At 40.1% G+C, this 12,227-nt stretch carries 11 protein-coding genes; 8 read left to right on the forward strand and 3 right to left on the reverse strand.

Going from position 1 to position 12,227, the window contains the following annotated elements; all coding sequences use genetic code 11:
* The first annotated feature begins 180 nt into the window (after window positions 1-180).
* From ACM0OW_RS16605 to ACM0OW_RS16635, 7 genes are all read left to right on the forward strand, one after another.
* A complete protein-coding gene (locus tag ACM0OW_RS16605; protein WP_414551269.1) occupies window positions 181-558 on the forward strand; it encodes a DUF1823 family protein in 378 nt (125 codons plus the stop codon).
* A gap of 450 nt (window positions 559-1,008) precedes the next feature.
* Entirely contained in the window at window positions 1,009-2,667 is a 1,659-nt protein-coding gene (locus tag ACM0OW_RS16610) for an alpha-amylase family glycosyl hydrolase (protein WP_414551270.1), read from the forward strand.
* A gap of 284 nt (window positions 2,668-2,951) precedes the next feature.
* Complete coding sequence (locus tag ACM0OW_RS16615) at window positions 2,952-3,995, forward strand: 3-deoxy-7-phosphoheptulonate synthase (RefSeq protein ID WP_414551271.1); 1,044 nt, start codon at window positions 2,952-2,954, stop codon at window positions 3,993-3,995.
* A gap of 285 nt (window positions 3,996-4,280) precedes the next feature.
* Window positions 4,281-4,598 carry a hypothetical protein gene (locus ACM0OW_RS16620; RefSeq protein ID WP_414551272.1) on the forward strand — a complete coding sequence of 106 codons (318 nt, stop codon included), beginning with the start codon at window positions 4,281-4,283 and terminating at the stop codon, window positions 4,596-4,598.
* 287 nt (window positions 4,599-4,885) lie between these two features.
* A complete protein-coding gene (locus tag ACM0OW_RS16625) occupies window positions 4,886-6,055 on the forward strand; it encodes an AGE family epimerase/isomerase (protein WP_414551273.1) in 1,170 nt (389 codons plus the stop codon).
* A 165-nt stretch (window positions 6,056-6,220) separates the two neighbouring features.
* Window positions 6,221-6,919 carry a conjugal transfer protein TrbI gene (locus ACM0OW_RS16630; protein ID WP_414551274.1) on the forward strand — a complete coding sequence of 233 codons (699 nt, stop codon included), beginning with the start codon at window positions 6,221-6,223 and terminating at the stop codon, window positions 6,917-6,919.
* A 491-nt stretch (window positions 6,920-7,410) separates the two neighbouring features.
* Entirely contained in the window at window positions 7,411-8,652 is a 1,242-nt protein-coding gene (locus ACM0OW_RS16635) for an S-layer homology domain-containing protein (RefSeq protein ID WP_414551275.1), read from the forward strand.
* A 106-nt stretch (window positions 8,653-8,758) separates the two neighbouring features.
* Here ACM0OW_RS16635 and ACM0OW_RS16640 read toward each other — a convergent pair whose 3' ends face one another.
* The gene (locus ACM0OW_RS16640) at window positions 8,759-10,096 is read right to left on the reverse strand and encodes an ATP-binding protein (RefSeq protein ID WP_414551276.1); all 1,338 of its coding nucleotides are present in this window, start codon (window positions 10,094-10,096) and stop codon (window positions 8,759-8,761) included.
* A 264-nt stretch (window positions 10,097-10,360) separates the two neighbouring features.
* On the opposite strand from ACM0OW_RS16640, the gene ACM0OW_RS16645 reads away from it, so the two are divergent.
* Window positions 10,361-10,678 (forward strand): DUF3155 domain-containing protein, encoded by a 318-nt coding sequence (locus ACM0OW_RS16645; RefSeq protein WP_414551277.1) that lies wholly within the window; start codon window positions 10,361-10,363, stop codon window positions 10,676-10,678.
* Window positions 10,679-11,042: 364 nt separating this feature from the next.
* On the opposite strand, the gene ACM0OW_RS16650 is transcribed toward ACM0OW_RS16645, so the two are convergent.
* Both ACM0OW_RS16650 and ACM0OW_RS16655 read right to left on the reverse strand, forming a co-directional pair.
* On the reverse strand, window positions 11,043-11,576 hold the full coding sequence (locus ACM0OW_RS16650) for a cofactor assembly of complex C subunit B (protein WP_414551278.1): 534 nt from the start codon (window positions 11,574-11,576) through the stop codon (window positions 11,043-11,045).
* A gap of 54 nt (window positions 11,577-11,630) precedes the next feature.
* Window positions 11,631-11,978 (reverse strand): PadR family transcriptional regulator, encoded by a 348-nt coding sequence (locus ACM0OW_RS16655; RefSeq protein ID WP_414551279.1) that lies wholly within the window; start codon window positions 11,976-11,978, stop codon window positions 11,631-11,633.
* Between the last annotated feature and the right edge of the window lie 249 nt (window positions 11,979-12,227).

Genomic DNA, 12,227 nt, shown 5'->3' on the forward strand with positions numbered 1-12,227 from the left:
TGTTTTGTGGACGCACAACCGAATTTTTTACTCAAACACTTTTAGTTTTGGCGGATAAATTTTTCAGTAGTTGTAGAAAGAGATAAAATCATCCTTATCTGTAAAAGTTGACCACAGTCAGATCAACAGCTTACCAATATCCAATTTATTTTTTTGTAACTTGTAAAAGTTTAATTGCTTATGTCTAACTTACCACCACTGAATACAGAAACAATCTGGGCAATTTTTAATGAGCAAATTGATGATGCCACAGTCAATCAATTAGTATGGCACTATTTAGGCTATTGCTATGACTCTTCAACGGGCAAATGGGATAATAGCGAAGTTTCATCAGAATGGCGAGATGAGTATCCAGAACCACCTGATTTTATTGATAGTCGCCCAGCAACAGTCAAATTAACTCGTTCTATTCCTAAAGAAAATAAACAAATAGCGAAAGAAAAATTAGGTTTTAAAGGTTATAAAATTGGTGAGTTTGGACCGCGACAAACTCGTAGAGCCACAGCCGCAAATTGGTTATTAAGTTATTTGCAGGAAACTACTGGCAAAATTGAGTAAATTTGGCAGGTAAAAGAAAAACTGATTTTAAATCTTTATTCCCAATGACAGTTAACAGTATAGCATAGGACTCCTAGTTTATTTCAACAAAACTCAGTAGTCCTGGATTACTGCTTGGCTGGCACCTATTTTCTACCTATACAACTTATTTGAAGACAGGACTTACGCAACAATTGCCAAAAATCTTGATTTATCGAACCGCCAAGCCGCCAAGAACGCCAAGAAAACGTAGATTATGCGTAAGTCCTAGAAGAATTAAATCGAATTGCTATATAATTTAATCATGAGTCATCTTAGCAGTTAATACTCGATAAACAACCCATTTTTATCTAAGAGAATCTAACTTCAGATAGATGAAGCAGTTATATAAATATCTCTAAAGACTGGTTTGCAAATTGATTAATAATTTAGAAGATATTCACATCTACATTTTTTAATCAACACAATTGTATGACAGCACCCATTGAATTTAATTTATTTGCACCTTACAACAAAGGAGCCGCATTAATTGGCTCCTTTTCTGATGGGCAGGAAATCTCCATGAAAAGGGGCGAGGATGGCTATTTTCGGACAACTGTTGAACTAGAAGATGGCATCTATGAATATAAATTCAGAATTCAGTCAAATTCATGGTTTTTTGAACCGGAACAATGGGTTGATGTGATAGATCCTTACGCCACTGATATTAATGGAGAAAGTGGTGAAAATCACGGAATTGTCAGAATAAAAGATGGAGAAAGAATTGTTGATACTTACGTTTGGAAACATGATGATAAACCTCTACCGGCTGATCATGAATTAGTAATTTATGAACTGCACGTTGGTGATTTTTCCGGTGGTGAAGATGACCGACACGCGAGAGGAAAATATAAACACGTCATTGAAAAGTTAGATTATTTGTGTGAATTAGGAATCAACGCCGTTGAGTTGATGCCAATCAAAGAATATCCGGGAAATTATAGCTGGGGTTATAATCCTTGTTATTTCTTTGCGACCGAATCTAGTTATGGTTCTACTATTGAGTTAAAGCAGTTAATTGATGAATGTCATGGTAGAGGCATTCGGGTAATTATGGATGGTATATATAACCACTCAGAAGCTTCCAGTCCATTAACTCAAATTGATCATGATTACTGGTATCACCATTCTCCACGTGACCCTGAAAATAATTGGGGGCCTGAATTTAATTACGAACATTACGACGAAATTTTAGACACTTACCCAGCCCGAAAGTTTATTGGTGATACAATTCGTTTTTGGATTACAGAATATCATATAGATGGTATTCGCTACGATGCAGCCAGACAGATTGCTAACTATGATTTCATGCATTGGATTGTGGAAGAAGCCAAAAATACTGCTGGTAGTAGAAGTTTTTATAACATTGCCGAACACATCCCCGAAACTACCAGTATCACCAATATAGATGGACCAATGGATGGTTGTTGGCACGACAGCTTCCGTCATACAATTACAGTGCATATTTGTGGCGATACTTTTGATTTAGAAAGCCTCAAAGATGTAATTGATGGTAAACGTCAAGGCTTTATGGGTACAACCAATGTGGTGAATTATCTGACTAACCACGACCATGAACGGACTATGCTGGAACTGGCTAATCGGCAGATTTTTGAGGAAGAAGGCTTTAACAGAGCTAAATTAGCAGCAGCTATTCTCATGACATCTGTTGGTGTACCTTTAATTTGGATGGGAGAAGAGTTTGGTGAATACAAACCCAAACAACCTGAATCATCCAAAATCGAATGGTCGCTGCTAGGTAATGATCTAAATCATCACTTATTTGAATACTACAAGGGGTTGATTCATCTGCGTAAAAATAGTCACGCCCTCTACACAGAAAATATTGATTTTATTCACGAAAACCTAGAAGCGAAGGTACTAGCTTATAGTCGCTGGAACGAAGAAGGTTCTCGTGTTGTTGTTGTAGCCAATTTTTCAGAAAACTTCCTGAGTAGTTATCACATCCCTAATTTCCCCTGTGGTGGTACATGGCATGAATGGACAGGCAATTATCAAGTTGAGGCTAATGATGATGGGATGATTACTGACTTAGGACCATACGAAGCTAAAGTGTTTGTCTGGCAGTAATCAAATTTGTCGTTTGGGTTTCGTAAGCTACTAAGTATTACAGTAACTCTATTTACCAGTGGTTGAATAATTCTTGTAGTACCTATTGTACTGGAAATCGCTATAATACAGGAAAGGGGGCATATTGTCCCCTTTTTAAGTTATGAAAACACAACAATTGGATATCCACCGTTATTGAAATGGTTGCATTCAAAAAATCTATAAGTTTGTGTTGTACTTATGATTTAAAATAGTATATTAACCTCATTCCTCAGTGGAATAGCAAAAATCACAAATTCGGCTTTATGCACAATAAATTATTTAATACTAACATCAAGAACTCTCACGTATTATTAACACCCAATGAAGTAAAATCAAAGTTGCCTTTAACTAAAGAGGCTGAACATACTGTTTTGCAACATAGACAGGAAATCAAAAATATCCTAGATTTTCAAGATAGCAGAAAATTTATTGTGGTTGGTCCATGCTCAATTCATGATACACACGCAGCGCTGGAATATTCCCAGAGGTTGAAAGTTCTGGCTGAACGGGTAAAGGATAAACTGCTACTAATTATGAGGGTGTACTTTGAAAAACCCAGAACTACTGTAGGATGGAAAGGATTGATTAATGATCCAGATATGGATGATTCTTTCCATGTAGAAAAAGGTTTATTAACTGCACGTAACCTACTGATCAAAATAGCAGAGTTGGGTTTACCTGCTGGTACAGAAGCACTAGACCCAATTATACCTCAATATCTTAGTGAATTGATTACATGGTCTGCCATTGGCGCACGCACTACGGAATCACAAACCCATCGTGAAATGGCTAGTGGTCTTTCCATGCCGGTTGGTTTTAAGAATGGGACTGATGGTAATATTCAAGTAGCTTTAAATGCTTTACAATCAGCTAAAAGCTCTCACAATTTCCTCGGTATTAATCATAAGGGACAAGTGAGTGTGTTTGAAACTAAGGGAAATCCCTATGGTCACGTGATCCTCCGGGGTGGTAGTCAGCCTAACTTTGAAGCAGTAAATGTCCAACTTGTAGAAGAAAAATTAAAAGAGGCTAATTTACCACCGAGAATTGTGATTGACTGTAGTCACGGAAATACCAATAAAGATTATACGCTACAACCAACTGTATTAGAAAATGTCATTCAACAAATAGTTGATGGTAATACATCAATAGTCGGTGTCATGCTGGAATCAAATTTGTATGAAGGCAATCAACCGATGTCTGGTAAGCGAGAAGAATTAAAGTATGGTGTTTCTGTCACCGATAAATGCATCAGTTGGGATGAAACCGAAAAAAGTATTTTGGCTGCTTACCAAAAACTAAGTTAGTTCGTAGTCAGGACTTGATTGCAACCCATATTCAAACCTCCCCGCAAGGAGCTATGGTGTACACAAGCGTGTATTGATTCTTCTTAGCAGTCTGCATATCAACTAATTGTCTTCTCAGACTAATTAATTCGCTCAGTTGACTTAATATAAAGTGAAGTTTTGACGATTCTCTAACTTTGAGAACATAACTCTAGGCTGAGGACTTAAGTCTTCATTTTGAGAAGAATGAGGTCAGGTAGTAATCCATTGTGGATTATCGAGATCCACTCAACATAGGAGTTTCTTATGGCTGATGCAATTCAAAACGTTGACATAGATACCACCATCTCTGCTTTACAAAGAGACCTCAGTTCCATCCCTACCGACCAGGCGATGGCTATTATCAATACTTGGCAACAACAACTTTCAGGAACTGACCTGTCTGAAGACTTGGCAGAACTGAAAGAAGCACTTCTCAGTGGGGATGCTGAATCCATTGCAGAAATGCTGGTTGATTTGGGCGAAGACACTCAAAGTGCAGCTGCTAACGCTACTGGTGATGTGGCCTCAAAGGTGCAGCGACTAGGAGAAATGCTGTGTCAAGCGGGGAATTCCTTACAGTAGTTTTCGGTCAGTCTTAAATTCAACTAAGGTTTAAGAGTTTATAGTTTGTACGGTGTGACACAGCTAATTTTGTGTATAAGCATAAATATTGTGGGGTGGGCTACCGGTTCCCCCATAACAGTCAAGATGCCTGTTCCACAAGAGAAACATCATGCACTGTTTTAGGCTTGTCACGCCAGTAGGGTGTGTTAGGCAGCAGACTAGCGCACCACTCTAAATTTTCGCCAGATATAACCGCTACATAGACAATAAAATGATAATTAAGTTGTTGGTTTTGGCAGAAAATTATGGGGTACGACTTTAAAACACTGACTGAACTTTATAAAAACACGCTCCTCAATGACGTACTTCCATTTTGGGAAAAAAATTCTCTCGACTGGCAGCAAGGCGGCTATTTTACCTGTCTTAATCAAGAGGGTCAGGTCTACGACACCGATAAATTTATCTGGTTGCAAAATCGCCAAATCTGGACTTTCTCTCAGATGTATAGCCAGGTAGAAAAGCGCGAAAAATGGTTAAAAATTGCGAAAAATGGGGCTGATTTTCTCGCCCAACATGGCAGAGATGGTGACGGTAATTGGTATTTTGCCTTAACGCGTGAAGGTCAGCCACTGGTCGAACCCTACAATATATTTTCTGATTGCTTTGCCGCGATGGCATTTAGCAAATATGCCTTGGCTTCTGGAGAAGATTGGGCTAAGGATGTGGCAATGCAAGCTTACAATAATGTATTGCGTCGTCAGGATAATCCTAAAGGTAAATATAATAAAACTTATCCCGGTACACGCCCGATGAAATCCTTGGCTGTACCAATGATTTTAGCCAATCTGACTCTAGAAATGGAATGGTTGCTACCCAGTGAAACCCTGGAAAATGTTCTGGCTAGGACTGTTCAAGAAGTGATGACGGATTTTCTCGACCAGAAACGGGGTCTGATGTCCGAAAATGTTGCCCCTGATGGTTCCCACATTGATTCATTTGAAGGGCGGTTAATTAATCCTGGCCACGGTATCGAAGCCATGTGGTTTATTATGGATATCGCCAACCGGACAAAGGATATTAAGACTATTAATCAAGCGGTTGATGTGGTGCTAAATATCCTCAATTTTGCTTGGGATGCTGAGTACGGCGGGTTATATTACTTTATGGATGCAGATGGTCATCCGCCACAGCAACTGGAATGGGATCAAAAGTTATGGTGGGTGCATTTAGAGTCTTTGGTAGCATTAGCGATGGCCTATCGTCTGACGGGGCGTGATGTGTGTTGGGAATGGTATGAAAAGATGCACAATTATACTTGGTCGCATTTTGTAGACCCAGAATATGGCGAATGGTTCGGCTACCTAAATCGGCGTGGGGAAGTGTTATTAAATCTCAAAGGTGGTAAATGGAAAGGCTGTTTTCATGTACCTCGTGCATTATATCTTTGCTGGCAGCAGTTTGAGGCGTTGACTTGAATGTTTGCCCAAAAACTAACCTAAATTTCTAAAATGGGTTTTTATAGGCTTTTTGACTTTTGCCTTGCGTTGCTATGACTATAGTCACGTTTGCTAATAATCAGAAACAATCACTGTAAATTCCCGTCAGATCATACACTACAGACATAAAGTGCAAGTTTCATCATGACTACTCTTTACCAATGGAAATCTAGAACCGCCGCACTCATGGCAATGGCAATTACTACTACTGCTGTGGCTCCGATGATTGTCTTTGCTCCTGCTCACGCTCAGTATAATATTAACCAATCGCGATCGCGCACAGTAACTATTCCTGCTAACGCTAATGTCAGTTTTCCTGTGACACACGACAAAGATAAAGTTGTTGTTAGTCGTGGGGAAACCTTAGATTTGACATTGAAAATATCTAACGACATCACCGATAATCAGAGAAATATTTTAATTCCCAGAAATACAGAAGTTTTAGGACAGCTAGAACCTGTATATTTCAACGACGGAAACAGAGATAATAACAATGTCAGAGGTGTACGCTTCGTGGCACGGGAATTAATTTTTTCCTCTGGCCGTCGCCAATCAATTAATGCTTCTTCTCAGACTGTCACCAGAACTGAAAAAATTAGTAAAAATGATAGCAGCAGAATTTTAACAGATGCGGCTATTACTGCTGGTGCTGCTACGGCAATTTCATTAATTACAGGTAATCGCAGAATTGAAATTTTAGAACCTCTTGGTGGTGCAGCTGCTGGTGCTTTAGCCAGTGTACTGCTACGGAAAAAAGAAGTTGAAGTCTTCGTTTTAAGACCAGAACAGGATTTGAGACTGGCACTTAATTCTAATTTAGTTATAGATCGAGATCGCTTCTAAGCTTCACTATATTACCGCCGTGACTTTAATTATCTCCCATGAGCGATCGCCACTGTAACTATAGTAGGCGATCGCTTCATCTTTTCTAGCCATTTTTAACACTCTGCGGACTGTTCGCGCAGCGTCTCCCTTTGGGAGAAAAAAACAAGCATTAAAGGTGAAAATTACAGTTTTTGAGTTTCTATCCCTGTCTATACCCAAGGACACATATCTCAGCTAGTTGAATACTCATAAAGAAAGAGTAAAAAATATTTCATTCTATTGCAACTATTTTTATTGCTATAGCGTCTCCGTAAATATATAGGTTCGTTTTCGCTTGCTGTTGCTAGTAATCATGGAATTATGAATTTTTAACCGTATAAATATCAAATGTCCAAATTACTAAACATGACAAAATCACTGAATTAAAAAGAAACATTTTAGGAACTTTTAATTGTGTAAATTGTCTGAGTAAGTAAGAGAAAAAAATAAATTAATTGGAGTAAAAAACAATGTTTAATTTAAGTCGTGGACAATCTAGAACTGCTGCACTTATGACTTTGAGCTTCACAATAGGTGCTATAGCACCCTTTGTTAATGCTTCACCATCTTTAGCTCAAACCACATTTTCTGATGTTCCATCTAACTATTGGGCAGCACAGTTCATTCAACAATTGTCACAGCGAGGAGTGATTGCTGGTTTTCCTGATGGTAGGTTCCGCCCGGAAGAGGCAGTAACCCGCGCTCAATTTGCGGCGATGATTAATAATGCTTTCCAAAAATCATCGCAACGGCAAGCAATCAATTTTGTAGATGTCCCTAGTAATTTTTGGGCATCTAATGCGATTCGACAATCTTATACCATTGGTTTCTTATCAGGATATCCCGGTAATCGCTTCGAGCCTAACCAGAATATTCCCCGTCAACAGGTTTTGGTTTCTTTAGCCAACGGTTTAAATTATTCTCCCACGGCTAATACCCAAACTACTCTGCAAGCTTTCAGTGATAGCTTTAATATTGCTGACTGGGCGCGTAGTCCCATCGCTGCGGCGGCTGAACGGCGAATTGTGGTGAACTATCCTAACGTTCAGTTCTTGAATCCCACAGCAACAGCTACACGCGCACAGGTAGCTGCGTTTATCTATCAGGCGTTGGTGAGTTCTAATCAAGCTTCAGCCATTAGTTCGCCTTATATCGTCGCCCTGCAACCGACTACACCCACACCTGTATCTGTAACCATTCCCCAAGGAACTGCTATTCCTGTGAAGTATGATCAGGCAGAAAAAATTCTGGTAACGAAAGATGAAACAGCACCTTTGACTCTGACAGTAGACCAAAATGTAGTTACTCAAGAAGGAAGAGTAGTCATTCCGGCTGGTAGTCAAGTTATTGGTAAACTCCAACCTGCTCAAGGTGGTTCTCAATTCGTTGCTGAAAAACTACTTTTGACTACAGGTGAAGAGTATCAGATTAACGCTTCTTCCGAAGTGATTACGAAAACGGAAACTATTAGAAAGGGTACTAGCACCAGTACAATTATCCGGAATACTGTATTAGGTGCTGGTGCGGCGGCTGCGGTATCTGCTGTCACAGGCGATCGCGCTATCGCTACAGAAGAAGTCCTCGGTGGTGCAGCTATCGGTAGTTTAATTGGTCTGTTCTTTGGTAGAAACAGCGTTGACTTAATCACAATCGCACCTGATACCGATTTACAAATGACAATCAACCAAAACTTGCTGGTTTCAGTGAAATAGTCGTTGGTCATTGGGTATTGGGTATTGGCTAGGGCGGGTTTATAGATATGATTCAATATCAACGAGGATATTGCTCAACCCGCCCCTACGAACCAATCCTTCATCCCTATTGCCTCTTCATAGGCAACCAAATTATAAAAGTAGTTCCCGGTGCATCGGCTGAAGACATATTTGAATTAATTGCAGGGCTGAAAATTTCAATTTCGCCCTGCATTTGTTGTATTAATTGTTTAGCGATCGCTAGCCCCAAACCACTACCAGGAATTTCAGTTTGCGCTTGTACTCCTCGATAATGGCGTTCTCCCAAATGTGCTAAATCTTCTGGGGGAATTCCCGATCCAGTATTACTAATGGCAATTCCTTGAAAATGAGCTTTTTGTTGCCCTACCTGAATAAAAATTTTGCCGCCTGGAGGAGTGTACTTTAAGGCATTATCAATAATATTGCTGAATACTTCTTGCAAAGCTTTGATATTGGCTTGTACAAGAGGCAAATTCCGAGGGATTTCTGTTTCGAGTTTAAGATGACGTTCCTGTGCTATGGCTTGAGCTGACACTAATAATGGTGTTAATAAATCAATGACAAAGCAATCCGTTTCTTTATCGCCCGTTCCCGGCAACAATAGGGCTGGTTTGGGTGCTTTTTCTACAGTTGCTTCTACAAATACTTCATTTTCAGGCAATGTCAAAGGCGCTAAATCAGCCTCTGTCCAGTCAATGACTTGATCAAACTGTTGCAGCAATTCTTCGAGGCGATCGCTTTCCCGGACAATATTCGCTCCCACATCTCGATTCTGATCACCTGCTCGCAGTCGTTTTAATAGCAGTTTGCCAAAGGTTCTAATTGCTGTCAGGGGGTTACGAAATTGGTGCAGAAGGTTATCGAGCAAATCTCGCTGCTGTTCTTGGATAATTTGTTGTTGATGTAGCTGATGCTGTAACCAAGCTCGACGTTGATCTAGAATACAGGCAATCGCCAAAGTCTGGGCTATCTTTTGAATTTCGCTTTGCTCTTTTTCATTCCATGCCCTGTCCTCTCTACCTGTCACCAATAGCCCCATCATCACACCTTCATGAATCAGAGGTAGCACAATTTGGTTGCCACTGAGCCGAGATTCCTCCGGGAAATCTGGTTGTTCAGCATCTGTTTTTCTGGTGTCCTGTGATGAAATCGGTGATTCCGTCCCGGCTGTCAATAACTTACTCTGTTGCTGAGGTAAAACCAAAACATCCCCAACTGTTGCTTCTGTGATATCTTCCCCTGGTCGTAATACTGCTGTTTCGGGATAAACGACCACAGGAATTAGTTTGGCCTCACCAGCAGGAGCATCCACCAACTCTTGTGTTAAGTAAACGACACTTAAAGATGCTCCCAGTCCTTGGGTTAGCAGTGCTATTTGCTCTCGGCATAGAGCCACAAAATCTGAACTGGCAGACATTAACATTTTTTAGCTTTTGCTCAGGATCACAGAATTTAAGGGAAGATAGAAGAAAGTCGCTTTATTTTTGCTCACTCTTTGAATAAAGCTTAACTAAATCTTTGCAGTAATGGTTTGCACCGGGGGATTATATGCTTTACAAATTTCCAATATTATTTTTCTGTATCAAAAGTTTAAGAACTATTGATATTTTGAACTAGAACTTATATAATTGCGACGGATTTTGTAGCTATAACTACAATCTATAGCTTGAAAGAGGAGGAAAATAGGTTGGCAAGAAGACGTAAGCGGAAAAGTCGCCGTCGCCAAGAAGGACGACGCATTCTAGAGCATGTGCCTCAATATAGCATCGAAAGTGGCGAAGAAAAACCTGTGACAGCAGCGAGAAAATTCATTCAAGCTGAAGGGATTGCGCCACCAGCATTGCTACTTGTAAAGCGAAATGAACACACTACAGACCGTTATTTCTGGGCAGAGAAGGGTTTGTTTGGCGCTCAATACGTAGAAGAAAACCATTTCTTGTTTCCCAGCCTGCGGACATTAGAATCTCCAGCAGGTTTAGAACCATTGGCTGTGGCTAGCCGATGAATCTAAATGGTGATCGAATATGGCTTCTGACAATCATTTAACTGGTAAAGTTGCTCAGTTTATGCAAAGTTTTCGTTTTTTTTAAGTTTGTGAATGATTTGCCAATATATCAAGCCCAGTTAATTGGACTTCATGAAAAAGTCAGCTTCTTCTCAAACCACGTTGGTTTGTATGAATTGATTTCTAGTCAAATGATGCAGAGGGGAGTCAGATAGAGCAAAATGCATCCGCAAGTGAGAGTTGAGTTGCGCTCTCCTCCAATGGATTGCCCAAGAGGCTCTGTAAGCAAATATAATCTTTTCCCTACGATGCCATGTCGTAGGGAAAACTTATGTATTCGCCAATTTTGTCCTCCTCCCTCATCTCAATCAGCAGATTTCAACTGTAAAGCTTTCTGTAACTCCATGAGTTCATCTCTATGGGCAATTACGGTAATTTTACTTGCAGAGCTTAATTCACCCTGGTTTGGGGACTCTATTTGGAAAGATACCTTCTCAAATCTTCCGGATTTTTTCCAATAAAACAGACCACTCAAAGGTGACAGTATTACCAATCCGATAAACAAAGTACCGAAATCAGGAAAAAGCATCGCTAAAACCAACGCTAGACAGGCCATACCCCCAAAGGCCAGCAGTGTTAAAAACACAGCTAAAAACCAGCTAGGTTGAACAAAGCCTTCAAAGGTGACTTGATTTTTTTCTCGGTCTATTGCTGCTACTTGGTAAGCACGGGAGCGAAAATACTCCTTAACTTTCGGCATTAAAGCAGCCTCATCTTGTTCAGATACCAGTTGTGCTTTTGTGATCCGGTCTTTGGTGGAAGCCCGAATAAAGAAAAACAGACCAACTGATAACAACAAGGTGAGCAGCAACGTAGATGGCACAATTGCAGTATCCATAACTAAATTGTTATTGTTTTCATAGGAGTAGACTTATTTATGATCAATTATTCATTAATTTGCTCTCCCCTTTGTGTAATCTTGCCAAAGTTGCGCCAAATGTTGTGATCTTTCTTGCCATTCTGGAGAAACTTGGTACATCCGTCTGGGGCGACCTCGCCCTTCGAGCTTCTTCCAATACCCATTAATCGCCCTTTCGTCTTCGAGAAATTTAATCGCACTATAAAGTACTGTATCCGAAAGTCGATAGGTAGGGTATTCAGTTTCCAATCGCTGGATCAACTCAGTTCCGTAGGACTCACCTTGTAATAAATTATACAAAATGTAGCAAATAGCTAGTTCCTGACAGAGATAAGTTGGCGGAGGATTCTCAAAAAATTGATATATATCCTCAAGTTTCATGGTTTAGTGAATGGCTAATAAATGCCTGGTAATAGTGGTATCTACAATCCTGGTAGACAGTATATAGTGCTACTACAAAATAAGCAGTTATATCTGGCTACTTTGGCAGGGTTTTCCCAGGGTAAACATTACAAGGCTTCCCCACGCGCCTAGAGTCGCGGGACGAATTTGCAAGTTTTAGGAGCGCAAAATACTACGTTCCTACCCAAGTTATAGGTGTTGTGGAGAGGAGCAATCAAAGCGATCGCC

Source organism: Anabaena sp. CCY 0017 (assembly GCF_963920885.1).
In the GTDB taxonomy this organism is placed as follows: Bacteria; Cyanobacteriota; Cyanobacteriia; order Cyanobacteriales; family Nostocaceae; genus Nodularia.

What these genes read in the sequence shown, in the direction of transcription:
- ACM0OW_RS16605 (WP_414551269.1), top strand. Translation starts at nt 181, where the DNA reads ATGTCTAACTTACCACCACTGAATACAGAAACAATCTGGGCAATTTTT.
- ACM0OW_RS16610 (WP_414551270.1), top strand. Translation starts at nt 1,009, where the DNA reads ATGACAGCACCCATTGAATTTAATTTATTTGCACCTTACAACAAAGGA.
- ACM0OW_RS16615 (WP_414551271.1), top strand. Translation starts at nt 2,952, where the DNA reads ATGCACAATAAATTATTTAATACTAACATCAAGAACTCTCACGTATTA.
- ACM0OW_RS16620 (WP_414551272.1), top strand. Translation starts at nt 4,281, where the DNA reads ATGGCTGATGCAATTCAAAACGTTGACATAGATACCACCATCTCTGCT.
- ACM0OW_RS16625 (WP_414551273.1), top strand. Translation starts at nt 4,886, where the DNA reads ATGGGGTACGACTTTAAAACACTGACTGAACTTTATAAAAACACGCTC.
- ACM0OW_RS16630 (WP_414551274.1), top strand. Translation starts at nt 6,221, where the DNA reads ATGACTACTCTTTACCAATGGAAATCTAGAACCGCCGCACTCATGGCA.
- ACM0OW_RS16635 (WP_414551275.1), top strand. Translation starts at nt 7,411, where the DNA reads ATGTTTAATTTAAGTCGTGGACAATCTAGAACTGCTGCACTTATGACT.
- ACM0OW_RS16640 (WP_414551276.1), bottom strand. Translation starts at nt 10,096, where the DNA reads ATGTTAATGTCTGCCAGTTCAGATTTTGTGGCTCTATGCCGAGAGCAA.
- ACM0OW_RS16650 (WP_414551278.1), bottom strand. Translation starts at nt 11,576, where the DNA reads ATGGATACTGCAATTGTGCCATCTACGTTGCTGCTCACCTTGTTGTTA.
- ACM0OW_RS16655 (WP_414551279.1), bottom strand. Translation starts at nt 11,978, where the DNA reads ATGAAACTTGAGGATATATATCAATTTTTTGAGAATCCTCCGCCAACT.